The sequence below is a fragment of the Stomatobaculum sp. genome (assembly GCF_057248925.1).
Genome location: NZ_DBHIHF010000008.1, coordinates 58,524 through 83,127, shown reverse-complemented (window position 1 = coordinate 83,127; position 24,604 = coordinate 58,524). Strand labels below are relative to the sequence as shown.

The 24,604-nt window shown below is 56.6% G+C and carries 22 protein-coding genes; 2 read left to right on the top strand and 20 right to left on the bottom strand.

Going from position 1 to position 24,604, the window contains the following annotated elements:
- Positions 1-82: 82 nt before the first annotated feature.
- Both ACO4XG_RS04235 and ACO4XG_RS04230 read right to left on the bottom strand, forming a co-directional pair.
- Complete coding sequence (locus tag ACO4XG_RS04235; protein ID WP_308508166.1) at positions 83-934, bottom strand: response regulator; 852 nt, start codon at positions 932-934, stop codon at positions 83-85.
- Positions 918-2,303 carry a sensor histidine kinase gene (locus tag ACO4XG_RS04230; protein WP_308508167.1) on the bottom strand — a complete coding sequence of 462 codons (1,386 nt, stop codon included), beginning with the start codon at positions 2,301-2,303 and terminating at the stop codon, positions 918-920. Before ACO4XG_RS04230 ends, ACO4XG_RS04235 begins: the two co-directional genes overlap by 17 nt.
- A gap of 94 nt (positions 2,304-2,397) precedes the next feature.
- Between ACO4XG_RS04230 and ACO4XG_RS04225 the strand changes: the two genes are divergently transcribed.
- Positions 2,398-3,180: a zinc ribbon domain-containing protein gene (locus ACO4XG_RS04225; protein WP_308508168.1), complete on the top strand. Its 783-nt coding sequence runs from the start codon at positions 2,398-2,400 to the stop codon at positions 3,178-3,180.
- Positions 3,181-3,352: 172 nt separating this feature from the next.
- Here ACO4XG_RS04225 and ACO4XG_RS04220 read toward each other — a convergent pair whose 3' ends face one another.
- The 6 genes from ACO4XG_RS04220 to ACO4XG_RS04195 all read right to left on the bottom strand — a co-directional run bounded on the left by ACO4XG_RS04220 (position 3,353) and on the right by ACO4XG_RS04195 (position 10,606).
- Positions 3,353-3,583: a cortexillin II gene (locus tag ACO4XG_RS04220; RefSeq protein ID WP_308508169.1), complete on the bottom strand. Its 231-nt coding sequence runs from the start codon at positions 3,581-3,583 to the stop codon at positions 3,353-3,355.
- A gap of 28 nt (positions 3,584-3,611) precedes the next feature.
- Positions 3,612-4,010 (bottom strand): thioesterase family protein, encoded by a 399-nt coding sequence (locus tag ACO4XG_RS04215; RefSeq protein ID WP_308508170.1) that lies wholly within the window; start codon positions 4,008-4,010, stop codon positions 3,612-3,614.
- 112 nt (positions 4,011-4,122) lie between these two features.
- The gene (locus ACO4XG_RS04210; RefSeq protein ID WP_308508171.1) at positions 4,123-6,069 is read right to left on the bottom strand and encodes a leucine-rich repeat domain-containing protein; all 1,947 of its coding nucleotides are present in this window, start codon (positions 6,067-6,069) and stop codon (positions 4,123-4,125) included.
- Between the two features lie 16 nt (positions 6,070-6,085).
- Positions 6,086-8,032 (bottom strand): leucine-rich repeat domain-containing protein, encoded by a 1,947-nt coding sequence (locus tag ACO4XG_RS04205; RefSeq protein ID WP_308508172.1) that lies wholly within the window; start codon positions 8,030-8,032, stop codon positions 6,086-6,088.
- Positions 8,033-8,051: 19 nt separating this feature from the next.
- Positions 8,052-9,854, bottom strand: a complete 1,803-nt coding sequence (locus ACO4XG_RS04200; protein WP_308508173.1) for a leucine-rich repeat domain-containing protein — start codon at positions 9,852-9,854, stop codon at positions 8,052-8,054.
- Positions 9,851-10,606, bottom strand: a complete 756-nt coding sequence (locus tag ACO4XG_RS04195; RefSeq protein WP_308508174.1) for a leucine-rich repeat domain-containing protein — start codon at positions 10,604-10,606, stop codon at positions 9,851-9,853. Before ACO4XG_RS04195 ends, ACO4XG_RS04200 begins: the two co-directional genes overlap by 4 nt.
- A 306-nt stretch (positions 10,607-10,912) precedes the next feature.
- On the opposite strand from ACO4XG_RS04195, the gene ACO4XG_RS04190 reads away from it, so the two are divergent.
- Positions 10,913-11,491 carry a manganese efflux pump MntP gene (locus ACO4XG_RS04190; RefSeq protein ID WP_308508175.1) on the top strand — a complete coding sequence of 193 codons (579 nt, stop codon included), beginning with the start codon at positions 10,913-10,915 and terminating at the stop codon, positions 11,489-11,491.
- Between the two features lie 109 nt (positions 11,492-11,600).
- Here the strand turns inward: ACO4XG_RS04190 and rbr are convergent, their stop codons facing one another.
- The 12 genes from rbr to ppdK form a co-directional block, all read right to left on the bottom strand.
- Positions 11,601-12,176 (bottom strand): rubrerythrin, encoded by a 576-nt coding sequence (gene rbr / locus ACO4XG_RS04185; protein WP_308508176.1) that lies wholly within the window; start codon positions 12,174-12,176, stop codon positions 11,601-11,603.
- Between the two features lie 491 nt (positions 12,177-12,667).
- Positions 12,668-14,311 carry a hydroxylamine reductase gene (gene hcp / locus ACO4XG_RS04180; protein ID WP_308508177.1) on the bottom strand — a complete coding sequence of 548 codons (1,644 nt, stop codon included), beginning with the start codon at positions 14,309-14,311 and terminating at the stop codon, positions 12,668-12,670.
- A 93-nt stretch (positions 14,312-14,404) separates the two neighbouring features.
- On the bottom strand, positions 14,405-15,238 hold the full coding sequence (locus tag ACO4XG_RS04175; RefSeq protein WP_308508178.1) for a CPBP family intramembrane glutamic endopeptidase: 834 nt from the start codon (positions 15,236-15,238) through the stop codon (positions 14,405-14,407).
- Entirely contained in the window at positions 15,235-16,014 is a 780-nt protein-coding gene (locus tag ACO4XG_RS04170) for an HAD-IIA family hydrolase (RefSeq protein ID WP_308508179.1), read from the bottom strand. Before ACO4XG_RS04170 ends, ACO4XG_RS04175 begins: the two co-directional genes overlap by 4 nt.
- Before the next feature lie 58 nt (positions 16,015-16,072).
- Positions 16,073-16,459 (bottom strand): metal-dependent transcriptional regulator, encoded by a 387-nt coding sequence (locus ACO4XG_RS04165; RefSeq protein WP_308508180.1) that lies wholly within the window; start codon positions 16,457-16,459, stop codon positions 16,073-16,075.
- A 107-nt stretch (positions 16,460-16,566) separates the two neighbouring features.
- Positions 16,567-18,051, bottom strand: coding sequence for a hypothetical protein (locus tag ACO4XG_RS04160; protein WP_308508181.1), 1,485 nt, complete (start codon positions 18,049-18,051; stop codon positions 16,567-16,569).
- Between the two features lie 15 nt (positions 18,052-18,066).
- Entirely contained in the window at positions 18,067-18,927 is an 861-nt protein-coding gene (gene ybiA, locus ACO4XG_RS04155) for a riboflavin biosynthesis intermediates N-glycosidase (RefSeq protein WP_308508182.1), read from the bottom strand.
- Positions 18,928-18,963: 36 nt separating this feature from the next.
- Positions 18,964-19,749 (bottom strand): DUF4253 domain-containing protein, encoded by a 786-nt coding sequence (locus ACO4XG_RS04150; RefSeq protein ID WP_308508183.1) that lies wholly within the window; start codon positions 19,747-19,749, stop codon positions 18,964-18,966.
- Between the two features lie 163 nt (positions 19,750-19,912).
- The gene (locus ACO4XG_RS04145; RefSeq protein ID WP_308508184.1) at positions 19,913-20,323 is read right to left on the bottom strand and encodes a hypothetical protein; all 411 of its coding nucleotides are present in this window, start codon (positions 20,321-20,323) and stop codon (positions 19,913-19,915) included.
- Positions 20,320-20,925 carry a hypothetical protein gene (locus tag ACO4XG_RS04140; RefSeq protein WP_330670101.1) on the bottom strand — a complete coding sequence of 202 codons (606 nt, stop codon included), beginning with the start codon at positions 20,923-20,925 and terminating at the stop codon, positions 20,320-20,322. Before ACO4XG_RS04140 ends, ACO4XG_RS04145 begins: the two co-directional genes overlap by 4 nt.
- Positions 20,926-20,937: 12 nt before the next feature.
- On the bottom strand, positions 20,938-21,777 hold the full coding sequence (locus tag ACO4XG_RS04135; RefSeq protein ID WP_308508185.1) for a DUF2262 domain-containing protein: 840 nt from the start codon (positions 21,775-21,777) through the stop codon (positions 20,938-20,940).
- 112 nt (positions 21,778-21,889) lie between these two features.
- The gene (ppdK, locus tag ACO4XG_RS04130) at positions 21,890-24,517 is read right to left on the bottom strand and encodes a pyruvate, phosphate dikinase (RefSeq protein ID WP_308508186.1); all 2,628 of its coding nucleotides are present in this window, start codon (positions 24,515-24,517) and stop codon (positions 21,890-21,892) included.
- Positions 24,518-24,604: the final 87 nt, after the last annotated feature.

Here is a 24,604-nt window from a genome sequence, read left to right as displayed (position 1 = left end):
CGACCCATGCCGATAACCGATATCTATATTATAAAATAGGGCTTCAAGAAGTTTCAAGAAGTTTCACAAATTCCGTTCGAATTTAACCGTTCTGTTCGGCGAGCTGCATAAGGCTTTCGATGAATTTCTTAATAGACGGCTTTCCGCCATAGTCTTTTTTACCACGAATCAGATCCATCTCCGCGCGCACTTCCTCAAAACGGAAGAGCGTGCTGCCGTAGCGCGTAAAACTCTCGTTCAAAAAATCCTCGAGTCCTAGATGCGCGAGGTTCGTCAAGCCGACCGCAATCGCACGGCGCATGCGCTGTTCCATACTCTTCGGATTGTTCGAGAGTTCGGAGCAGAGTTCCCGGATACTCTCTTGCTGCAATGACTTCTGCTCCCGCTTCACAAAGAGGCAGAGATTCAGGATGTCCGCACTTCCCTTCTCGCCCGCCATGCCGACGCTTGCGAGTATGTTGTTGATTTTCCGCCGGCTCTCCTCATCCGTGTCCTGCGGCGCTGCCGGCTGACCCGAAAACAGCACACGGCGCAGCGCCTCTATGGTTCTCTCGTTTTCGAGCTGCCGCACAACGGTGCCGATGACCGCGCGAAGCTCTACGATATTGATCGGCTTGTTCAAAAAGAAATCGATTCCCGCGTCATAGGCCTTTGCAATCATGTCCTTCTGCGTGACCTGGGACAGCATGATGCACTTGGCGCGGCAGCCCTTCTCGCGGAGACAGCGCACGAGTTCGGCGCCGTCTCTTCCTGGCATCAGAAAGTCAATCAGAATCAAATCCGGCTGCAGCGCCGCAATCTGCAACGCATCGCCGCCGTCGTCCTCGGAGCTGCCGACCACTTCTCCGAGTCCCTGATCCTCAATAAAATCGCGGAGGGTATCGATCACGCCGCCGTCATCCTCCGCGATATAAATCCTAAGTTCTCTCTCCATGAACAGCCCTCTCCTCTTCCGTATATGCAATTGCCTCTGCCGGAATTTTCACGGAGAAGCAGGTGTTGCCGGGCTCCGAGCGCACCGCTATGGTGCCGCCGAAATGTTCTTCCACCATATTTTTGACGCCGGCGAGTCCCACGCCGCGGTAGAGGTTGCCGGTCCGCTCGTCGAACTTGGTGGAATAGCCGAGGCGGAAAATTTTATCCAGTTTGCGCGGCAAGATTCCCGGGCCGTTGTCCGAGACCGCGAAGAGATAACAGCCGTCCGCCTGCCGCTCCGACACCGTAATCGTGCCGCGCCTGCGGTCGCCCTCAATGGCCTCAATCGCATTGCCGACCAGATTTTTTAACACAGTCATCAGCGCATAGTGTTCCCGCGTCAGAAAATCGTCGCGGCAGTCGTATATCAGCCGAATATCGAGCTGCTTCTCGCGAATCACCCCGTTTGAGGTCGCATCCAGAATTTCCATGAGCTCCCGAAAACGGATGTGATCCTCGTCATACTCATTTTCCGCTGTCTCCTCAAGTCCTCTGATGATGCGGAGATAGTCCTTCTTGATCTCGTGGACATCGCGGGCGATGTCGAGTGCGCGGCGCTGCATCTCTTCCGGCAGGGCCTGGGCGCGGAGCTCCTCCGAGAGGTGATAAGCATTGCCCATGACCCGCTCGATTTCCTCGGAATTTTTCCGCATCAGATAGAGTTCGCTCTTTAGGCCCGTGATCATCAGGAAGAGTCGCTGATAGCGGCTCTCCTGTTCGTGCCGGACCTGCAGCTCCCGGTACTGCCGGTCCATGACCAGCGCGAGAAGCACAAGCCCCGCGCGGAGCAGCGCAATCGGAAACAGCACAAACAGCGCCCGCTCCGCATTGACCGCCGTGCCGAGCAACAGTGCGCGGAGCAAAAGTTCGGCGACATTCGAGAGCAGGTCGCAAAAAAACACGGCTGTGACGACCCGCGGTAAGGTTGTGATGCGCTTATTCGGAATCTGCAGGCGGAATAAAATACCGTAGCAGACATAGAACAGTGCGCCCGGCAACTGCTGGTAAAGGCGGACGCTCGTGTAGCCGCGGCTGCCGACAGCCACCAGAACGCGGAACAAAAAAACAATGAGCGCCGTAAAACCGCAGACCGAGAGGCTGTGTATCTGCGCCCCCATGGTCATTAGGAGGACCGGCAACAGCACGACCGCAATCGAGATGCGGAAATCACTGCTGATCACATTAAAATAAAATTGAGAGAGCAGCGCGACCGTCGCGCCGATCAAGGCGCTGCGACGCACCGGATGAAATTCCAGCGGTCGTCTGAAAAGTCCCCTGTCCATCTGTCTCGTCTGTCTGACCACCCGGTTCTCCCGTTTTTCTCGCACGCTCTACACCTCTCTTTCCCGCATAGTATAGCATTTTATGCTATACTGGTCACACCAAAGCGAAATGCTTTGTCTATTTTTCGGGAGGCCTTCTATGACTTTACCTGCGATACTTCTTGCGCTGCGCCCGCTCCTCGCAGTCCTCGTTGTTCTGTTTCTGATTCCGTGGATTTTCCGGCGTCCGCTCGGCGAATTCACCGGCTTTCTCCGCGATTTGCGTTCCCTGCTCCGCGCAGCCGAGGAGAGCAAAAAACTGGGTCCCACCGAGCGCTCGGTTCCGGACATGACCAAACTTTTTTTGCCGACCATCAACCGCGATTTCCCGGCATTCAACTGGCCGGAAGAACGGATTGCGATTGAAAAGCGCCTGATTTCGGTGCTCGCGGCGCGGCAGGCACTCGACTTAAGCAAGCTCTCCGCGCCCTCCGAGAGTCTTCGGGAGCGCGTCCGCCTCGCCATCGAGGATGACCGTATGAATGAGTTGACACGCAGCTTTTCCGACATTGTGATTCACAAGACCGCGATTGCGGACTATAAGAATCTGCCGACCCTGACGGAAATCCGCATTGTAAGCTCCGTCGGCTTTCTCGCTTCCCTGTCGGGCGAGGCCGTCAAAAAAAGCGAAGGCAAGGCGCGCGCCGCTGCGCTCGCTGCCCCGCACCGGGTGGAGACCAGCGTCACTTCGGTCCTCGTCCACGCCCAGAGTGTCAATGTGAAAAGCGGCTATCAAAAGATTGTCGGCATCTCCTGCCCGCACTGCGGTGCCCCGCTGCAGCGCGCCGACGCCCGCATCTGCCCCTTCTGTAAGAGTGCTCTCGTGCAGACCGACAGTATGGTCTGGTCGCTCGAAGAAATCGAATTTCAGACGCTCATCTGAGCTTGGCACCTCCCCGGGCCGTACACGCATACCGAGGCATCTCCTGTTTGCAAAAAAGCCCCCGCGGTGGCCGTTTTCACGGATCCCGCAGGGGCTTTCTTCTGTTCTTTTTCGATTGCACGGCGCTTCTCTGTCTGCTTTTCGACGCAAGCGCCGCGCTTCTCTTCCCGGTTTACTGTCTCTGAATGATCGCGAGGACTTCCTCGGCCGTCTTGCCGCTCTCCTCAATGGCCTTCATGATGACCTGCTGTGCTTCGCTCTTCTCTTCCTTCTTCAGCTCCTTGATCTCAGCCTTCTTGGCCTTGACCGCCTCCTGAAGTTCCGTGAGCTCCGCATTTGCCTTCTGCAGTCTCTCGGCGACACTGAGTGTCGGCTTGTTCTTTGCGCCCTTTGTGCGTGCCATTTTGTTTCCTCCTCCAAATCCTTTTCTCTTATTTATTCTCGAGTTTTGCCTGCGTTTTTTCATCAAAACGCACCCGATCCACAACCGCTCTCTGGTGCGTTCCCTCGCCGATCAGCCCGCACTCGTCGTGCGCCTCGACATGGAAGGTGAGAATTTTACCGTTCGCGCTGACTTCCAGAAGCTCTGCGTCAAAGGTCACTTTCATGCCCTTCGGCGTCGCAGCGACATGGCTCACATCCACCTTGACACCGACCGTCGTCTTGCCCTCGCCGAGCAGTTCCTCGACCGAAGCTGCCGATGTGTATTCCATATTCGCAATCATCATCGGTGTCGCGAGCACATGGACCGTGCCGCTGCCGACATGAATGGCGAGATCCTTTTCCTCAACCGTGATTTCCTGATGTCCTTTGATTCCCGGGTTCAGCATTCTCTCTCCTCTTTTCTATTCCAAACACCCTGTTTTATACAAGCAATTCCTTATAAAGAGTTATAGCAAACTCTCTTTTTCTGTGCAAGTATTGTTTTTCAAAAAGTTATATTTATTCGAGCAATAAAATTCCCTTGCCCTGCAAAACAGCGATATTTTGAATGTCATTGTCAGCACAGTAAAGCGCGCGAAGCTTTGAGAGCGCCGTGAGCGGAGAAATATCTTCTATGCGGTTTCCGACGATATCCAGCACCTCGACATTCGGGATTGCGTTTACAAACGTGAGATCGGTGAGTCCGCAGTGATTCAGGCGGAGTTCGCGGAGCGCCGTGCAGTGCGAGAGAACCGAAAGCGCCGCAGAGTCTTTGGTTTCGCTCCCGTAACCGCCGATTTGAAGGCCTCCCTGAAATCCGATGACGGTGAGCCGCGTAAGCGCCGTATTTTCGCCGTCGGGCGCCGGATCGATTCGGAGTGCGTCGGTACTCAAATTTTCCACAATATTATTTCCGATTACCGTGATGTCCGTGACCTGCGGAAACGCCCCCAGCGGCAGCGGGCCGTCTTCGCCGACGATGGTCAGTTTCCGAAGGGCGGGCAGGGCGGATAGGCTCTCGATATGCACCGGCTTTTCGTCGACTCTATCGAAATTCAGATACAGCTCTTCCAGCTGATCGAGGCCTGCGAGTGCCGTAAAATCCGCGCTGTCGCCGAATCGATTCATGAAGAGCGTCAGCTTTTTTAAGCTCTTGCAAGCCGCAAACTGTGCGAAATCCTCTTCATCGGCTTCGAGTTCTTCCAGTGCAGTCAGACCGCTCAGGTCAGGCAGTGTCCCCTTCAACGACCAATCGGCGTTCGCGACGCGGAGTTTTCGAAGTCCCGTCAATGCGCTGAGCGCGTTCAAATCCGTGAGCTCCATGTTATCGCCGATGTCCAGTGAACGGAGACCTGTGAGTGCGCGAAGCGGCTCCAGACTGCGCAGTTCCCTGCCGTTCGAAATACGGAGCTCTTGCAAATTGCCAAGCGGCTCCAGCACATTGAGACTCTTCATCTCATAGGCATTTTCGAGCGTCAGACTCTCAAGCTGCGTGAGACTCGAGAGAAAGCGGAAATCCTTGATGCCGTCGCCCTGCGCCGAGGCTCCGAGCTCCATTTTCTTCACACCGCTCAGCTCGAGCAGATCTTCGTTTCCGTCGGCAGAGAGCTCGGTTCCGAGGGTTTCCAGCTGTCCGAGCGCCTTTAACCCCGACAGCGAGACCTTATCCCCGCGGTAACCGACATACAAAGTCTTCAGCGCGGGAAACCGTTTGACCAGGATATCGACATCGTCCGCATCGTAGAGCATGACACCGCCGAGTTCCTCAATGGCCGCAGGATCCGCGACCAGTTTTGCGAGCCCCGCGGGACCGGTGGAATAACCACTGTTATTCTGCAGGTAGAGTACCTTCAGCTTTTTTAAATTGCCGAGCGTATCGGCGTACTGCTCCGACGAAAAAGAGAGGGTGATATCATCCGTCAACACCCGGAGTTCCTCGAGGTTTGAAAAGACCTGCAGTGCGGTTCCGTCGATTTCAATATTGTTATCGTGTACCAGCGGGACCCTCGTTTCGCTCGCATCGTCGAGTGTTACCTTTGCCCACAGGATGTCACTGTTCGATCTGTCAAACGCAAGCGCCCGGACGCGCCGATAGTCCTCCTCAGTAAACGCGGCGGCGTCCTTCCCCAATGCCTCCGACAGCACTGTGCCGAGCACCGGGTCTGTCAAAGTCGTCGCATACTTTGCCGCTGCCTTGGTCTCTTTCTTTCGGAACAGTCGGTCGAGAAGCGGCAGAAAGATCATGAATACACAGAGGAGCACCGTGAGCGCTGCGCAGAAGAAAAGCAGCGCGCCGGGCTTTTCCTTCGGTTTCGGCGCCCCCCCGAGATTCACATTGATCTGTACTGCCTTGTCTTTTTCTTCGACATAGAGCGCAGTCCCGCAAGACGGACAACTGACCTTGCCGCTCTGTTTCACCAGGATGCTGTTCCCGCAGTTCGGGCAGCGAATTTTTGTCGGATTCATTTTCTTCTCCTTGTAATCATTCTGACACCACCAAATCCCTGCCGCGCAGGACCGCAATGTTTTGGATCGCATTGTCCGCGCAGAGAAGCAGGCGAAGCTTCGGGAGGTCGGTGAGCGGCGAGACATCTTCAATCCGGTTGCCGCTCACATCCAGAATCTCCAAATTCGGAAGACCGCTCGCAAACGCGAGATCCGTGAGCCCGCAGTGATTCAGCCGGAGTTCCCGGAGAGCCTTGCAGTGCGAGAGCTGCATAAGCGCCGCTGTGTCCCGCACCGTGCTGTTATAGCCGCCGAGCTGTACCCCGCCTTCGTATCCGAAAATCCGGAGGCTCTCGAGCGCGGTATTGTCGCTGTCAAGTTCCGAGGTAAGCCGGAGTGCCGCTGTTCCGGTACTGTTCATGATGACCGTGATAGCGGTCGCATGCGGAAACGCCCGGAGAGACAGTGGCCCCGTTCTGCCGGTGATTGTCACGGTTTTTAGATTCGGCAGGACAGCGAGACTGTCGATGTTCGTAAGCTCACTCGCCACGATGCCGCAATCAATCCGTAGCTCTTCCAGATTACTAAGCCCCGCGAGCAGCGAAAAGTCATTGCTGTCATCTGCCCCCTCGGCCTCGATCGTGAGCTTCTTAAGACCGGTACAGCCTGCAAACTGCGGGATCATATCGGCCTCGGCCGTGAGTTCTTCGAGTGCGGGAAGTGTGCTCAAATCCGGCAGCGTCGCGGCGAAGTGTCCGACCGAATCGGCGACATGAAGACTTTGCAACTTGGTGAGCGAGGACAGGGCGCTCAGGTCTTCGATGCCGTAACAGTTTTCGAACTCCAGTGCACGGAGCTCCGTGAGCGCGCGAAGCGGCTCAATGCTCCGGAGCGCACTACCACCGTAGATCCTTAACTCTTTCAGGTTCGTGAGCGGTGTTATCATATTGAGATTCTTCATTTCATCGGCACCGGCTAAGCTCAGGCTGTCGAGCTGGGTGAGACTCGACAGAAACTGCAAATCCTTGACATAGCCGTCGGATGTTTGCACTCTGAGCTGCATTCGTTTGACCTGACTGAGTTCCGGCAGATCTTCGTTGCTCTTGGTATCCAGATCGGTGCCGAGTTCTTCGAGCTTCGAGAGGTTCCTAAGACCGGACAGCGGAATATCCGCCTCGCGCCGGTCAATGAACAACGTCTTCAGATTGGGGAAGCGCTTTGCCAGTTCGTCGACATCCGCCGCTTCGGTGAGCGCGACACCGCCGAGTTCTTCGATTGCCCCGGGGTCTGCAACCAGCTCCGCGAGTCTGTCCGGCCTCTTTTGATAGCCGCCGTTGTTCGGGAGATATAGGATCTTTAATTTCTTCAAGTTGCCGAGATTCGGGGTGTATTCCGTCGAATCAAAAGAGATGCGGACATCATCTCCCGTATTCCCGCTCGCGGCGCGGAGCGCTTCGAGGTTCGGGAACACCTGAAAAGCCGTGCCGTCGAGTTCTACGGTGTCTGTGTCGTGGTAAATCGGGACGCGCTTTTTGCTGTCATCCGTGAAACTCACATCCAGGTAGAGCAGCGTCCAGCTTTTCATCTGAAACGAAATCTCTTTGACGCTTGCATAGTCATCCGCGGTCCAGGCGGAGGGTTCCTTTTCAAAGGCATCCGTGAAAGCCCTGACCAGAACCGGATCCGTCAGCGTTGTCGCATAGTGCGCCACCTCTTTGGGCTCTGCCTTCCGGGTTCTCCGGGTCAGCATCGGCAAAAAAATGAAGAAGATACTCGCAACCGCGCAGAGAACCATCGATATGACAAAGAGTTCCGGTGACATTCGCCTGCCGTAATTCACCTGACCGGTCACATTAATCTGCACCGACTTTTCTTGTTCTTCGACATAGAGCACAGATCCGCAGGCGCTGCATTGCGTCTTGCCGCTATGCTTCACCAATATGCTGTTCCCGCAGTGCGGGCAGCGAATTTTTGTCGGATTCATTCTCCCTCCTCATCTCGATTTATTCGACCAGAACAATGCCTCTGTCTTTTAAGAGCCCGATATTTCGGATTACATTGTCCGTATAGCAGAGATAGCAAAGTTTCGGCAGCGCCGTCAGCGGCGCGATGTCTTCGACCCGGTTGTCACTGATATTCAGCAGCTCGAGATTCGGAAATGCCTCCGTAAAGGCGAGCGAATCGATGCCGCAGCCGCCGAGGCAGAGCTCCCGGAGTGCCGTACTGCGATAGCCCTCAAAGCGCACCGCGCCGAAGGCAAAGACAGAGAGTCTCTCGAGGGCGGGGGCATCCTCTCCGGTTGCTGCCAGAATGCGAAGTTCGGAAGACCCGCCGCCCCCTGCCCCCTCCTCGCCGAGCACGGTGAGCTCCGTGACCGCCGGAAAGGCATGCAGCGGAACCGTTCCCTCTTTGCAGCAGAAGGTAACTTTTCGAAGCTTCGGCAGTTCCCGGAGTGCATAGAGCGTTTCCGTATTCTGCGCAGCGCTCTCGACATTCAGGTCAAGTTCCTCGAGTTCCGAAAGGCGCGAAAGTCCCGAAAAATCCGTTTTGCTGTCAAAGTGACTGAGAAAGAGTTTGAGTTTTTTCAGTTTTCGGCAGCGGGCAAGCTGCGGGAGCGTCTCCGCACCGCACTCCAGTTCTTCGAGCGCCGGGAGCAGGGTCACATCCGGTATGAAACACCCTGCCTGCCAGCCGTCGGAGATTCTGAGCCTTTTGAGGCGCGGAAGCTCATATAGCGCGGCACTGTCTGCAATGTTAAAACTGTCCCCAAGATCCAGCGTTTCAAGCACCGTGAGTTCCCGGAGCGGCTCTATGCTCGTGAGCTGTGTCGCGCCCGATAGGCGGAGTTCCCGCAACTTTGTCAAGGGCTTGATATCGTTCAGATTCCGGAGCGCAACGGCGTCGCGGATTGTGAGACTCTGAAGCTCAGTGAGCCCCGACAAAAAACGGAAATCTTTGATGTTGTCATTTCCCTCGGAGGCGATGAGTTCCATTTCCCGCACCCCTGTGAGTGTGAGTAAGTCCTCGTTGCCCGCGCACCGCAGCGGGGTATAGAGCGCTCTGAGCGCCTTTAAGCCCTGTAATCCGGACAACGTAACCCCTGACTCCCGCTTTACAATTCGCAACCTTTTTAAGTGCGGGAACTTTTGCACAAGCTTTTCGACATCCGCCGTCGCGTAGAGCGTAACCCCGCCCAGTTCTTCCATTGCGTCGGGATTTGCGACCAGATATGCGAGCCCCGCCGGACTTCCGGGATACTTCCCGCGATCCGGCAGAGAAAGACAGCGGAGCTGCTTCAGATTGGCGAGCGTATTTGCGTACTCCTGCGAGGAAAACGTGACCTGAAGCAACGAGCGCTGCCCCGACATATCGAGTGCTTCGAGATTCGGGAAAGCCTGAAACGAGTTCCCGTCGACCGTAATCCCCTCGCCCCCGCTGACAATAGAAACCTGCTTCTCACTGCCGTCTCCGAGCGTAACCTCCATTCGGAGCAGGGAAAAGTCGATGGTCTGAAAGCGGATGCGCCGCACCTTCCGATAATCCTCTGCTGTCAGCGCAGCCGGATCTTTCCGGAATACTTCCGCGAACGCTCTCCGCAAGACCGGGTCCGTCACCGTATCGGCATACTTCGGAATATACTTCCAGGAAGCCGGCAGCGTCACGGTGATCGCGCCTTTTTTCCGGGCCGCAGTCGCTTTCTTTGCAGAGACAGATCCGCAACCGCCAAGCAAAACGCCGCTCAAAAGAAGCGGCGTACCGAAAAGAAAAAATCTTCGAACTCTGTGCGTAAGCCCACCCGGATTCATTTTTTTTGCTCTCCGTTTACGGTAAAACTCTCCAGAAATCGCATTCCTGTGAGTTCCGGCAGTCCAGTGACCTCTTCCGCACGAATCTCCGCATTCTTTAAATACGGCACACTTCCGAGTGCCGTGAAATCCGTGATTCGATTATTTTCCAGGGTCACCGAGACCAGGGATTTCATGCCGGAGAGCGGCGATATATCCTGCACGCCGGTATTCTTTAGCGAGAGACTCTGTAAACCCTGCAGACTTTTGACAAAGCTTAGGTCCGTAAGCTGCGGCGCATCCTGAATCGTAATGCTCTCCAGATAAGGGAAGCGGGACAGGCTGCTGAAATCGGAAATCGCCGCCGCATCTTCGATGGTCAGGTGCTTCAGTCCCGTGATATCACTGAGTTCCGCGAGACTCGACGCGCCGGAGAGCGTATAGTCCTCAAATACCCGGCTCGCCGTCGTCTCTGCCTGCGAACTGTGTCTGCCCGCCTCGTTCGAGGCAGCGGTGTTGATGCCGAGCAGGATGAGGGGTATCAGAACGATGCTGACCGTCGCTACGCCGATTATGATTTTTTGCGACACAGAGAGCTCCACTTCTCGATTCTGATTGTTCTGCCCTCCGTTGTAAAAGTTGACCGTGACATCCGGTCCCGAGAGGTCGATGCGGAGCGCTGTTCCGCAGTAAGGGCACTTTGCCTTGTCCTGTCCTTCCTCCCAGTCCAGCGCCGCGCCGCAGTGGGGACAGGTTAAACTTGTGATTTTCATTCCGAGCCGCACACTCCTATTCATCTGCCTGGTTATTTTTCTTTTTTAGCCTAAATTTTATTATACACTTTCTTTTATTGTTTGGAAATAGATACAAACGCTTTCGATATTTGCGGTTGACTAACCTCTGATTCCGGTGGTAAATTGGACAGGCTTTAGCAGGGAGTAGGGAGCGCCGGTACGGCGTTTCAAGTCAACAAAATGGCTTCGGCCTGGCTTGGATTAAATCGCGAGACTGGGAGGCACGCTTGTCGTGCACCGGTCTCTTTTTTTGTCCCTGTTTATCACTGCCATCGGAGGTGCTCTGTGACCATACAGCCGTCTTTTATTCTGAACAGCATTCTGCTCGGCGTCGGACTCGCAATGGATGCCGTCTCGGTTTCCGTCGCCAACGGGCTCGAAGATCCCGGCATGTCCCGCAAGAAGAGCTTTGGCATTGCCGGAACCTTTGCCTTTTTTCAGTGGCTCATGCCGATGCTCGGCTGGTTCTTTGTGACCTTTCTGCTCTCGCTGTTTCGCGTGATTGATCCCTTTCTGCCCTTTGTCTCCCTTGCGCTCCTCCTCTACATCGGCGGAAAGCTCGCGCTCGAGGGCATTCGCGGCAACTCGGAGGAGACGCCGGACAGCGGCATCGGCCTGAAGGCACTGCTCCTCCAGGGCATCGCGACCTCGATCGATGCCCTCTCGGTCGGCTTTACCCTCGCCTCCTACCGCGCTGCGGAGGCGCTGCTCTCCTCTGTCTTAATTGCCCTTACCACTTTTATCCTCTGTCTCGGCGCGCTCCACGCCGGAAAACAGGCCGGTGCGGTCTTAAATCGTCAGGCCAAGGTAATCGGCGGTCTCATTTTAATCATCATCGGCGCGCGCATTTTTATCACCGGCTGAACACCGAAGTGCCGCTTCACACAACGCAAAAAGGAACCGGAAGGCTTTCGCCTCCCGGTTCCTTTTTCTGTCGGTGCGGTGCTCTTGTCCCGCATCCGCCCTGTCCCGATTAATAGTTCTCTGCAAGAATCTCGAAGAATGCCTGCGGGTGCTGGCAGGTCGGACATACCTGCGGTGCCGAAGTGCCGACCACAACATGACCGCAGTTCCGGCAAACCCAGACCTTGACTTCGCTCTTCTTGAAGACTTCCTGCATCTCAACGTTCTTTAAGAGCTTTCTGTATCTCTCCTCGTGGCGCTTCTCGATTGCAGCGACCATGCGGAACTTTGCTGCGAGCTCCTTAAAGCCCTCCTTCTCCGCCGTCTCCGCGAAGCCGACATACATGTCGTTCCACTCGTAGCTCTCGCCCTCTGCCGCATGGAGGAGGTTTGTCGCCGTATCCGCAATGCCGTTCAGTTCCTTGAGCCACATCTTTGCATGCGCATTCTCGTTGGTTGCGGTCTCCTCAAAGAGCGCGCCGATCTGCTGAAAACCTTCTTTCTGCGCCGTGGAAGCGAAGAACAGATACTTGGTTCTCGCCATCGACTCGCCGGCATAAGCCTTCTGCAGGTTCTTCTCGGTCTCGGTGCCTGCGTACTTCGTGCTCACTTCGCTGCCGCTCGTGATCTTCTTATCGTCTGCCATGATATCCTCCTCTAATTATTGTAAATTCTTCAACAATTCCTACATCACTTACTATACCACAGCTTTTTAAACTTGCAAGCAGAATATCAGGAATCATTCCTAATTTATATTCTAGGCAACTAACTCATCTCGCGGAAGCTTTTCCGCTTTCTTTTTCTTCTATCCTATGACTGCCCCTATGTTTCGCCGAACGGCGCCTCTCTGCGAAGCATCTCCGCAGCTTCACTTCCTCTCGCTTTCATCGAAGACCCGCGCCTCCCGGCTCTCGCGCTCTTTGAAGCGCTTGCGGCAAGCTTTCAAACACGCATCACGCCGCTTTATCACCGTAGCGCCTCTGCGCCACCCGATTCCGCTGTCTCTCCGAACACCGCCTTACTCCGCTGCGCTACACGCCGAAGGGCAGCGAAAAAGGCGGCGGACACTGGGTCCGCCGCCTCTCATCGAGGGTAGGTAAAATATGTGAATCCGGTACTCCGGGTTCTGCGCTTTTCTTATGCTTCCTTGCCGAAGAAGAGCTCGATGTCGTCCTCGACGGAGCCGATGCCGGCAATGCCGAAGTTGTTGACCAGAACGTTTGCGACATTCGGGGAGAGGAAGGCCGGCAGTGTCGGTCCGAGGTGGATATTCTTCACGCCGAGATAGAGGAGCGCAAGGAGCACGATGACTGCCTTCTGCTCGTACCAAGCGATGTTGTAAGCAAGCGGAAGCTTGTTCACATCGTCAAGTCCGAAGATCTCCTTCAGCTTGAGCGCAATAACCGCCAGAGAATAGGAGTCGTTGCACTGACCTGCGTCGAGCACGCGCGGAATGCCGTTGATGTCGCCGAGATCCAGCTTGTTGTACTTATACTTCGCGCAGCCCGCGGTCAGAATCACAGCGCCCTTCGGCAGTGCCTTTGCGAACTCCGTGTAGTAGTCGCGACTCTTTGCTCTGCCGTCGCAACCTGCCATGACGACGAACTTCGTGATGGCACCGCTCTTCACCGCATCGACCACCTTATCGGCGAGTGCGAAGACCTGTGCGTGTGCGAAACCGCCGACAATCTTACCGGTCTCAATCTCGGTCGGCGGCGGGCACTGCTTTGCCTGCTCGATGATCGGGCTGAAATCCTTAACCTGACCGTAGGGCGCATCGATGTGCTTTAAGCCCGGGAAGCCGACGCAACCCGTGGTCCAGACTCTGTCCTTATAGCTGTCCTTCGGCGGAACCAGGCAGTTCGTGGTCATAAGAATCGGGCCGTTGAACGTCTCGAACTCTTCCTTCTGCTTCCACCAAGCGTTGCCGTAGTTGCCCGCAAAGTTCGGATACTTCTTGAAGAACGGATAGTAGTGTGCCGGGAGCATCTCGGAGTGCGTGTAGACATCGACACCGGTGTCCTGGGTCTGGTCAAGCAGCATCTCGAGATCCTTCAGGTCGTGACCCGAAATCAGGATGCCCGGATTCTTGCGGACACCGATGTTGACCTCGGTGATCTCCGGGTTGCCGTAAGCGCCGGTGTTTGCACCGTCGAGGAGCGCCATACCCTCGACACCGTACTTACCGGTCTCCAGGGTCAGCGCGACGAGATCGTCGACCGTGAGGCTGTCGTCCAGTGTCTTTGCGAGTGCTTCCTGCAGGAAACGATCCACCTCTTCGTTCTCGCGAAGCAGAGCATTGGCATGCTTCGTGTAAGCCGACAGACCTTTGAGTCCGTAGGTGATGAGCTCGCGAAGGGATCTCACATCCTCGTTCTCGGTTGCGAGAACACCGACTTCCGCCGCTCTCTCCGGATAAGCGCTCTCCGGAATCTCCTCGGTCGCAGCGAGCGGAAGCTTCGAAGCATCGGAAAGCTCCTTGCGGAGTGCGTCGCGACATGCGAGCGTATCCGTGATGCGCTTCTCAATCGCCTTGCGATCGAAGTTTGCGTTCGTAATCGTAATGAAGAGGTTCATCGATACGAGGTGATTGACCTCGGCCGCAACCGGCTTGCCCTCTGCTCTGAGAGCGGTCGTGACTGCCGAGAGACCCTTGGTCACATAAATCAGAAGATCCTGCGCTCTCGCGACATCAAACTTCTTGCCGCAGACACCCTGTACGGTGCAACCCTTGTTGCCCGCAGTCTCCTGACACTGATAACAAAACATTTTAGCGTCCATTGATATCCTCCTGTCGTTCTCAGGGCGTCCGCCCTGTTGTTTGCTCTTACTGACAGGATTTATGGTATCACGCCGAAACGCTTTCATCCGTTGCTATGGCAACGGCTTTTCGCTTTGCTTTGTTCTTTTTCGCATACGCAACAGAAGAAACAGCAATACCGGAACGCAAAGCAGGGAGGCGAGATTCACGAGAGCCGTCGCCGTTTCGCCGTCAAAGCCGGGCGGCAGGGTCCCCGAAAAGTTGTTGACAAAATGCACGAGATACGGCCAGATGATGTTTCGCGTCTTCGCATAGAGGTAGCCGAGCACCAGACCGATCAGGAAGGTGTAGACCCCCTGCACAAAAATGCCGTGCCAGATACCAAAGAGCAATGCCGAGATAAAAATCGCGGCGCCCTCTTTCCCGGTATCTCGCTCTACGAGATGAAAGACAAGGCCGCGGAACAAAAGCTCTTCGACCATCGGGCCGATAATCGAGACCTCGAGGAGCATCCAGATATAATCGCCGTTCTCGAAGGCGCCCATCTCCGTGTTAAAGGTCTCATAACTCGCCTGCAGTGCCGGAATCGATTTCTGGATGAGCTCCGCGAAGTTCAGCCAGAGCAGCGAGACCCCGCCGACGCCGAGACCGATGAGCAACATTTGCAGGGCCCCGCTGACCGGGTGCAGTTTGAGCGTCGCCGGTCTCTCCTCGTAGTTCCGCTTGACGAATTTCAGAAGTCCGCTGTAAACAAGGCAAAGCATAAGCGCCGAGCAGACATAGCCGAGGTTCTGATTGGCGTCGAGATAATCCCACGAGACGCCGAGAAACGCGAGCCCGCCCTCGGCGAGGAGGGCGAGAATCGCATCGATATAACTGTAACTGTAAATTAAGCTTGCCACCAGCAGAATGCGGAGACCGCTCTCTGCTCTCTCTTTTGAATTCAATGTTCCATCACCTCGCCGACGCCGTTCAGAATGTAGTTCGGTCGATACGGATACTGCTCACACTCCTCTCGCGTCGTGACCCCGGAGAGCACCAGTACCGTCGTGAGTCCGGTCTCAATTCCGGCAATCACATCAGTGTCCATGCGGTCACCGATCATGACCGCGTTTTCCGAGTGGACGCCGAGCAGACGGAGCCCTGTCCGCATCATCAGGGGATTCGGCTTGCCCACAAAATAGGCCTGCTTGCCGGTCGCGAGCTCAATCGGCGCAATCAGCGCGCGGCAGGCGGGCGCAATGCCGCTCTCGGTCGGTCCGGTCAGGTCATAGTTCGTGCCGATCAGCTTGGCGCCCGCGTTGACAAGACGTATCGCCTTGGTGATCTGATCCAGATTATAGGAAGAGGACTCACCGACCACCACATAGTCCGGGTTCACATCGTTATAGGTGATGCCCTTGTCATAGAGCGCATTCAAGACGCCGTGCTCGCCGACCACATAGGCGGAGCAGCCGGGCGCCTGCCTGTTTAAGAAATGCGCAGTCGCAAGCGCACTTGTGTAAAAATGCGACTCGTCGACCTCGAGTCCCATGCGTTCCAGTTTCTGCTGCAGCTCCTTCGGCGTGTACTGGCTCGAATTCGTGAGGAACAAAAAATGCTTGTCCTCACGGAGCATCCACTCCACAAATTCCCGCACGCCCGGCAGAATCCGGTTGCCGTGGTAAATCACGCCGTCCATGTCGCAGATAAATCCCTCTTTATCCCGCAATGTTGCCTCCATATAACTCCTTTCCATATAACAATACCCGCGCACCTTGCATGCGCGGGTATCTCCTCGCTCAGACGTCCTGTTTCTTGCCCCAGTGCGCCTGCATCTTGTGAAAACTGTCCTCGCTGATCACATGCTCGACCAAGCAGGCCTCCTCTTCGGCGACCTCCGGCGCAATGCCGATGGACTCGAAGAGTTGGCGGAAGAACTCATGCTTCTCGAATGTCTGCGCCGCCGCCTGCTCCCCTGCCTCAGTGAGCTGAATGCGCCAATCCTCGCGGTGAATGTAGCCCTCCTCCTCGAGTTTTTTCAGCGCGACCGAGACACTCGGCTTTGAAAAGTTCATGAGCTCTGCGATGTCAGTGGGGCGGCAGGCGCCCTTCTCCCGGATGATGCGGAGTATGCTCTCCAGATAGTCTTCGCTCGATTTGCCAAGCTCGTGCCTCTCCTGTTTCATGCAACCTCCTCTTTCTGATTTCAAAAAACCGAAGCCGTGAGACCGGCTCCGGTTCTGTTTCCATTGACTAACAAAATAGCACAGCGCGCCGCGCGCGTCAAGTCACCTCAGTCCTCCCGCTCCTGCTTGTCATAGATGCTGAGCGGATGCGCCTCCCTGCGGAACACCCGGGCCGCAAGCCACGGTAACCCCTCCTCTTCAAAGAAAGCACGCATGCAGCGCACGGTCGCATCGAAATCCCAGGCGATGAAATCGAGATAGCCGCAGAAGATGCCGGTTGCGCCGCCGATGAAACTGCAGCACGCCGCGCCCTCGGGCGTCTCCATATGCGCCTTTGCCTTATCCCGGAGCGTCAGGATTTCCTCCGAGCGCTTTTCTCCGCGGAACCCGGCGAGCGGGTAGATGAAGAAGCCGGCCACCGCACCGTCTGCCTGCAGCTCATTGACCATGCGGTCCTCCCCCTGCAGGTACTCGCTGACCAGAGTCGGGCAGAGACTGAAACCGGAAATGGTGTCGAGCCGGTAGTCGGCATTCGGGTCCTCGCTCGGATCTAAGCTGTAAAAGGTGTAATTTTCCGCAATGACCTCCTCCGCCGTGATATCGAGTTTGGCACCGCGCCGCTCGAGTTCTTCCGGAAGTTCGGAGAGCAGGCAGGGCTTACCCGCCGCGGGCGCCTTCAGCACATCAAAGCTGCGGATGTAGCGCATATTGACGAGTTCGCCGAGCAGCTGATCCGTGAGCGTCGTTAAGAGCCACCAGACTCTTCCCTCATCTTCCGTAAGAAGGGGGAGCAGCTTCTCGCAGTAGAGCTTGACCCCGTAGCGGTCGTCCTTTCCCGCCTCAATCCAAACCTGTATGTCCTCGCCGCGAATGGGTCCCTCGCCCGCATCGAGCGCGAGACCGCTCATGCGCTGCCGTCCGACCAGGATATTCCAGTGTTCCGTCACCGCCTCGGGCACATGGCGCTGAAAATAGCAGTCCTCGAGGAGCACTTCGATGCTGCCCTCAGGGGTCAGGATGAGTTCATATTTTTCGCCGTTAAAGCCGAGTTCAAAGGCCTGATTCTCAAGGGCCTCGCGCAGGATGTCACCGCATTTCTCAATCAGCTCATCGCCGCGCACATGTTCCGTGTCCTCATCCATGATGCGTCGAAGCTCCGCCTCTTCCGCGGCAAAGCGCTTCCACACGCTTTCCGTTCTCTCGCGAAAGTTTTCGGCAAAGCGCGGCAGCGAGATGCGGCGCTCGCAGTCGTCAATGAAATTCTGTGTGTCCTCATCGCCGGGAAGTGCGGCAAGCGCCTCGCGGAAGTGATGTAACGCCCGTCCCTCCTGATCCAGATAGTAATAGGCGTAGCCCAGGCGGAAATTCCAGCGGTGATCGCCTTCAAAATAGGCTTCGTGGCGCTTTAAGAGCGCAACCGCCTTCCGAAACAGCCTGCGATCCGTTGCCTCCGCCACGTTGTTATAAGCGCGCGCAAGCTCGCTGTCGAGTTCCGGCGTTCTCTCCTCCTCCGGAAGCGCCTCAATCGCATCGACTATTTTTTGGTGCTCCTCGTTCTCAAACCACTGCGCACACTGCTGTAACAGATCCATGCTCTTCTCCTTTTCTCAGACAAGTTTGAAATCACAGAGCGCTTCCTGCGCCGTGACCCGTCTTAACTCCTCCCGGACTTCTGTCAGCGCAAAGCCGAGCAGATTATCTCCCTTCCACTTGAGCGGATTTTCCGCTGCCTCCTCACACTCCGCAAGGCCTATGCCCCAGACGCGGTCGTAGGGGCTGGCCTCGACCAATACCTTATCTCCGGTCGAGAGCAGAAAGTCGCGGAGCTCCGGGTTCTGACTGAATTTGAGCCAGTTCCCGTTCAGTACGATGGCGTAGCGAAAGCGCTGCCAGACCGCCTCCTCAAAGCCTCTCACCTCTCTGCCGAGCGCCTTGATGCGCTTCGGATCTCTTGCGGAGAGTATCTCTGCCCTGTGTTCGGCATCGCCAAAGAGCTCGGCTTTCTTCGCCATCATATACTGTTCGGCGGAGATAAAGCGCTCGCCTTCGCCGTAAAACTCCGCCTTCCACCACTGGCTGAACGCGCTCTTCGTCACGCTTCCGTCCTTCGCGGGCTGATGTCCCCAAAAGAAGCAGTACTTTTGCTTTTTCCCGGCAAGCTTCTGTTTTCCGAGCTGCGCCCGCGTGTACTTAGGCGCGCCGTCCGGGTTTCGAGTCGCGAGGCAAAAGTCCCCCCGCTCAAGGTACACTGCCCTATCCTCATCGTCCCACCAGCCGGCCCAGGTGAAGGGCTCCGGGAAGCGCGCACGGTATGCTTCCCGCTCCTTTTCTCCGAGCGCCTCAAACCATGCTACAAAGCGGTCCAGGTAATCTTCGCCGCTGCCCATGCGAAAGCCGAGACTGTAGCGCTCATATTCGGGATAGGCGAGCCACGGCGGCGGCAAAAAACCTTGCACTTGTAAGTTCATCCGCGTCCTTTCATTTTCCTACTTTTACTTCCTTCTTTAATCCCACCAGAAATACCAGATTCTAGAGCGCTTAAGGCTGTCCGCCAGCGCGCCGAGCGGGTGGACGCCCTGATCGATATCCGGGCAGAAGCCGTAGTGTTCGATTGCAAGCTCCAAAGCCCTGTTCTCCGGCACCGGTGCCGGAAGGAAGAACTCTAGCTCGTCGTGCGACATGGTACTCGGCCAAGCGCCGTACTGCTCCGCCCAGTACTTCGTGACCGCCATGAGCTCCTCTGTGCCCGGGCAATCGTTCCAGCCGCCGAAGGGCAGATAGGCAAAGACCTCAAAGGCATGTTTCACCGGAATCTTTGCGAGTATTACCGGCGCAGTCTCCTCGCTCCGATAGTCCCGGTAAGCGGCAAAGCAGTCGATTTCCTCGCCGCCCTCTACCGCACCGACAATTTCACTGTTCCAGTCGATCTCATCGTCCTCGGCCTCTTCCTTCCGATCGGCAAGGTAGCCCTTTAGGATTTCCCGTCCGTCCGGAAGTTCGCGCGAGAGCTGCTCTCTCCGGTACGCCGCCACCTTCGTTGCGTCAAAGGAATAGTCGTCCTCCCCGTCGGAATCCGGGTCGGAATTCATGATGAGGCACTCCCAGAGTACCTCATCCACCTTGATGAGCATGGGCACATAGCCTCCGTCCGCTGCGCCGCGCAGCGCATCAAAGTAGGCCGCACACAGTTCCGTATCATCCGGCATGGGCGGAAAATAGCGGCATTCGCAATCCAAGTACTTCATCATCGCCTCGGCGAGTTCCGAGGGCTTTTCCTTCTTCTCTTCCATACAGGCTGTCTCCGTTTTACCTCGCGGCACAGGCCTCTGTCGCCGCGCGATTTTAGCTTTTTTGTTTCGTATTTCTTTTCGTTTCGTGCTTTTTCTTCCGTCAAACGCAGCTCCCGTCCATGCGGCACTGCGTTCCTCCGCAGCGCTTCAAAGCGACGCGGTTTCAGCAAAGCTCGCAAATCGGCTCGCCGCAGGGTTGAAAGCCTTCGTCAAAGGGCACGAAGAGATAGAGCCGCCCCGCAGGCGTATCTCCGGCATCATAGCCCAGCGCAAAAACGCCGTAGCTCTCATCCTGATCCAGCGCGAGCTCCGTCAGCGGAAGCGCCGCAATCTTCTCCGCAGGAAAGCTGTGACGCAGAACTTCCCGCGCCTTCCGGTCCAGCGCCTCAAGTTCCTCTTTGAGCCGCCGCCAAAAGCGCAAGTCGCGCGAAGGAGGTTCTTCCGCGCTGTCGCCGCCCCGACTGATGGTGAGCGTCTGTCCGGCATACGGTATCTCAATACAGAGTCTCGTCCCGCAGGCAAAGACCTCTCCGTTCCAGAGCGCAGATACTTCGTCCCAAAGGAGTCTGCTCACAGCGCCTCCAAGACCTTCGAGAGCGCTGCTTCCAAGGCCGGTGTTCTCGCAGCCTCAATCTCCTCTCGCTCTGCGAGTACGGCCTGCCAAGTATAATAGTAAAAGCTGTAAAAGAGCGCATCCGGGAAGACATCCTCGTCCTCGTAGCGAAGTTCATCCGCCTCTTCATTGTACTCTTCCGACCAGAGATACTCTTCCAGGAGGAGGTCCGCAAAGCGCGGCAGCGGCGCCGCGTGCTCCATGGTATCGCCGAGATGATAGCAGCCAAGCAGGCAGTCAAAGAGTTCCGTGAGCTGTCCCGCCAGATAGGCCGCCACGGGGTTTTCGGCGCTCTCCCGGAGCGCCTTTCCCAAAATGCGCGCGAGAAACACGCTCGCAAACGGCGTCGCGTGCCAGAGGGTATCCTGGTGCTCCACATTGTAGCCGAGTTCCTCAAATGCCTCTCGGACACCGTCCGCATCCCGCATCTCTTCCAGAACGGCAAAGTACTCCGGAAAGGCGGTCGCTCTGCCGTAAACCGTCGTGAGCCTCTGCCAGGGCACATCGCTCACGCGAAGCCCTTTGATATACGCTCTGTTCTCCTCTGTGATCCGCTCTGTCATGATGCCCTCCGCTCAGCCCGCGATGTTCGCGTACTTCAGTCCCTCGCTCTCGGTTCCGGATATTTCGATCACATGGCCGAAGAAGAGATCGTCGTCGTCATAGTAGGCGACCAGATTTCCGTCCCAACTTAGCACCAGGCTCTCCGGCTGTATGCGCCGCATGAAGTCCTCTTCCGTGAGTTCCGGGGCGTTCTCGTTCTCCTCATCGCTCGACTGCCAGTCGTTCGCGAGCTCGGTGAGTTCCTTGGCCGCAAAGCGGCGAAGCTCGCTGTCCCAGTGCGCGGCATCCGTGGCAAGCTTACGCGCAAAGGCCCGCACCTTGTCCCAGGTCTCCGTATCGTCCGTGTCGATTTCGAGGGAGAGGCTCATGCGCCCGTCGCCCCAGGGGATTTCGCCCTCCAGCCAGTCGAGCTCCCGGTTCAGCGTGAGCTTGCCGAGCACTTCGTCGTTCAGTTCAACCGGCTTTTGGTATTCCTCCCAATAAGCCTCGAGTTCCGGACAGGAAACCGCGGGCTCCAGTACCTCGACCAGCAGCCAGGCATTGAACTTTTCCGGCGTGGTGTGCTCCGGCACCGCACTCGGCTTCATGCGGCGCAGCTTGAGACGGCAAATCTGTCCTCTTGCAAGGCGCCCCCAGCCGTACTCTCCGTTCCTCTCCTCCTCGCTGAGCGGCCACTCGACTCTGCCTTCTCGAATCACACAGCTCCCGTCCGGAAAAACCATGCCGAGCGAAATTGCCGTCATATCCCAGAAATTTCCCTCTTTATAGTAACCCGCGCCGAGGCATCTCTGAATGAGCACCAGAACTTCCTGTTCCTCGCTCTCGTACTTTTGATAATAGCTCTCGTACATCTTGGCTCCCTTTCCCCGCAACACAAAAGCCCCCGCCGCCCCGTGAGGGAAACGGCGGGGACTCTTTCTGTCCGGGCTTATCTGTTAGCGCTCAGCCTTTGCAGGCCGAGTCTCAACCTCTCTTGATTGCCGCCTGTGCAGCCGCAAGTCTTGCGACCGGCACGCGGAACGGCGAGCAGGAAACATAGTCAAGGCCGATCTCATCGCAGAACTCAACGGAGGACGGATCGCCGCCGTGCTCACCGCAGATACCGATGTGCAGGGACTTGTTCACCGGGCGACCGAGATCGATTGCCATCTTCATGAGCTTGCCCACGCCGACCTGGTCGAGCTTCGCAAACGGATCGTTCTCGAAGATCTTCGTGTCGTAGTAAGCGTTCAGGAACTTGCCTGCGTCATCGCGCGAGAAGCCGAAGGTCATCTGCGTGAGGTCGTTCGTACCGAAGCAGAAGAAGTCCGCATCCTTTGCGATTGCATCTGCCGTGAGGCAAGCTCTCGGGATCTCAATCATCGTACCAACCTCGTACTTGAGATCGGAACCCGCTGCCTTGATCTCCGCATCCGCGGTCTCGACAACGACCTTCTTGACGAACTTGAGCTCCTTGTCCTCGGAGACAAGCGGAATCATGATTTCCGGAACCATGTTCCACTCCGGATGTCTCTTCTGCACCGCGATTGCCGCGCGAATCACAGCCTTGGTCTGCATTGCTGCGATTTCCGGATAGGTGACTGCAAGGCGGCAGCCTCTGTGACCCATCATCGGGTTGAACTCGTGCAGGGAAGCGATGATGTCCTTAATCTCCTGGACGCTCTTCTTCTTAGCGTCTGCGAGCTTCTTGATCTCAGCCTCCTCGGTCGGGACAAACTCGTGCAGCGGCGGATCCAGGAAACGAATTGTGACCGGGTTGCCCTCCATTGCCTCGTAAATGCCCTCGAAGTCCTTCTGCTGATACGGCAGAATCTTTGCGAGTGCCTCTTCTCTCTCCTCGAGCGTATCGGAGCAGATCATCTCGCGGAATGCCGCAATGCGCTCCGGATCGAAGAACATGTGCTCCGTGCGGCAAAGGCCGATGCCCTCTGCGCCGAGTTCTCTTGCCTTCTTCGCGTCGGTCGGCGTATCCGCGTTGGTTCTGACCTTCAGCTTTCTGTACTTGTCAGCCCAAGCCATGATGCGGCCGAACTCGCCGACAATCGCAGCGTCCACGGTCGGGATAATGCCCGCGTAGACATTACCGGTCGTGCCGTCGATCGAAATCGGGTCACCCTCGTGGAAGGTCTGGCCGCCGAGCGAGAACTTCTTCGCCGCCTCGTCGATCACGATGTCGCCGAGACCGGAGACGCAGCACTTGCCCATGCCGCGCGCAACGACTGCCGCGTGGGAAGTCATACCGCCGCGCACCGTGAGGATACCCTGGGAGCTCTTCATGCCGGTGATGTCCTCCGGCGAGGTCTCCAGGCGGACCAAGACGACCTTCTCGCCTCTCTCTGCCCAAGCCTCTGCGTCCTCAGCCGTGAAGACAACTTTGCCGCAAGCTGCGCCCGGCGATGCGCCGAGGCCCTTGCCGAGCGGGGTTGCCGCCTTCAGTGCCTTCTGGTCAAACTGCGGGTGAAGCAGGGTGTCGAGGTTTCTCGGGTCGATCATTGCGACCGCCTCTTTCTCGCTTCTCATGCCCTCATCGACAAGATCGCAGGCAATCTTCAGCGCTGCCTTTGCGGTTCTCTTGCCGTTTCTGGTCTGCAGCATGTAGAGCTTGCCGTGCTCGACGGTGAACTCCATATCCTGCATGTCTCTGTAGTGCTCCTCGAGGGTCTTGCAGACATCGACGAACTGCTTGAATGCCTCCGGGAACTTCTGCTCCATCTCGTTGATGTGCATCGGGGTGCGAACGCCTGCGACGACGTCCTCGCCCTGTGCGTTGGTCAGGAACTCACCGAAGAGGCCCTTCTCGCCGGTTGCCGGGTCTCTCGTGAACGCAACGCCGGTGCCGCAGTCATCGCCCATGTTACCGAATGCCATCGACTGCACGTTGACAGCCGTGCCCCAGGAGTAGGGGATATCGTTGTCGCGGCGGTACACGTTTGCGCGCGGGTTGTCCCAGGAGCGGAACACAGCCTTGATGGCACCCATCAGCTGCTCCTTCGGGTCGGACGGGAAGTCCTGGCCGAGCTTCTCCTTGTACTCTGCCTTGAACTGGTTTGCGAGCTCATGAAGGTCCTCCGCGGTCAGCTCGACGTCCTGCTTCACGCCGCGCTCCTCCTTCATCTTGTCGATGAGCTCCTCAAAGTACTTCTTGCCGACTTCCATGACGACATCGGAGTACATCTGGATAAATCTTCTGTAGCAGTCCCAAGCCCAGCGCGGGTTATTGGACTTCTCTGCGAGCACCTTGACGACGTCTTCGTTGAGGCCGAGGTTCAGGATGGTGTCCATCATGCCCGGCATCGAAGCTCTTGCACCGGAGCGAACCGAGACGAGAAGCGGGTTCTCCTTATCACCGAACTTCTTGCCGGTAATCTTCTCCATCTCCGCAATATAGTCATTGATCTGCGACTGAATCTCCGCGTTAATCTCGCGGCCGTCCTCATAGTACTGTGTGCAAGCCTCGGTCGTAATCGTGAAGCCCTGCGGCACCGGAAGACCGATCTTGGTCATCTCAGCCAGGTTTGCGCCCTTGCCGCCGAGGAGCTCACGCATATCCGCATTGCCCTCGCTGAAAAGATAAACCCATTTCTTTGCCATCTCTACCTCCTGTGAACACGAATCTAGGATTTTGTTCTACAACGTTAGCATCATACCACAAAAGTTTGTTTTTTAACAGATACACGC

Bases quoted from the DNA above. Each gene is read 5' to 3' on its own strand.
- ACO4XG_RS04160 (WP_308508181.1), bottom strand. From the start codon at position 18,051: ATGGATCTGTTACAGCAGTGTGCGCAGTGGTTTGAGAACGAGGAGCAC.
- ACO4XG_RS04195 (WP_308508174.1), bottom strand. From the start codon at position 10,606: ATGAAAATCACAAGTTTAACCTGTCCCCACTGCGGCGCGGCGCTGGAC.
- ACO4XG_RS04135 (WP_308508185.1), bottom strand. From the start codon at position 21,777: ATGTACGAGAGCTATTATCAAAAGTACGAGAGCGAGGAACAGGAAGTT.
- ACO4XG_RS04225 (WP_308508168.1), top strand. From the start codon at position 2,398: ATGACTTTACCTGCGATACTTCTTGCGCTGCGCCCGCTCCTCGCAGTC.
- ACO4XG_RS04140 (WP_330670101.1), bottom strand. From the start codon at position 20,925: ATGACAGAGCGGATCACAGAGGAGAACAGAGCGTATATCAAAGGGCTT.
- ybiA (WP_308508182.1), bottom strand. From the start codon at position 18,927: ATGAACTTACAAGTGCAAGGTTTTTTGCCGCCGCCGTGGCTCGCCTAT.
- ACO4XG_RS04235 (WP_308508166.1), bottom strand. From the start codon at position 934: ATGGAGAGAGAACTTAGGATTTATATCGCGGAGGATGACGGCGGCGTG.
- ACO4XG_RS04205 (WP_308508172.1), bottom strand. From the start codon at position 8,032: ATGAATCCGACAAAAATTCGCTGCCCGCACTGCGGGAACAGCATATTG.
- ppdK (WP_308508186.1), bottom strand. From the start codon at position 24,517: ATGGCAAAGAAATGGGTTTATCTTTTCAGCGAGGGCAATGCGGATATG.
- ACO4XG_RS04165 (WP_308508180.1), bottom strand. From the start codon at position 16,459: ATGAAACAGGAGAGGCACGAGCTTGGCAAATCGAGCGAAGACTATCTG.
- rbr (WP_308508176.1), bottom strand. From the start codon at position 12,176: ATGGCAGACGATAAGAAGATCACGAGCGGCAGCGAAGTGAGCACGAAG.
- hcp (WP_308508177.1), bottom strand. From the start codon at position 14,311: ATGGACGCTAAAATGTTTTGTTATCAGTGTCAGGAGACTGCGGGCAAC.
- ACO4XG_RS04170 (WP_308508179.1), bottom strand. From the start codon at position 16,014: ATGGAGGCAACATTGCGGGATAAAGAGGGATTTATCTGCGACATGGAC.
- ACO4XG_RS04200 (WP_308508173.1), bottom strand. From the start codon at position 9,854: ATGAATCCGGGTGGGCTTACGCACAGAGTTCGAAGATTTTTTCTTTTC.
- ACO4XG_RS04215 (WP_308508170.1), bottom strand. From the start codon at position 4,010: ATGCTGAACCCGGGAATCAAAGGACATCAGGAAATCACGGTTGAGGAA.
- ACO4XG_RS04210 (WP_308508171.1), bottom strand. From the start codon at position 6,069: ATGAATCCGACAAAAATTCGCTGCCCGAACTGCGGGAACAGCATCCTG.
- ACO4XG_RS04220 (WP_308508169.1), bottom strand. From the start codon at position 3,583: ATGGCACGCACAAAGGGCGCAAAGAACAAGCCGACACTCAGTGTCGCC.
- ACO4XG_RS04150 (WP_308508183.1), bottom strand. From the start codon at position 19,749: ATGGAAGAGAAGAAGGAAAAGCCCTCGGAACTCGCCGAGGCGATGATG.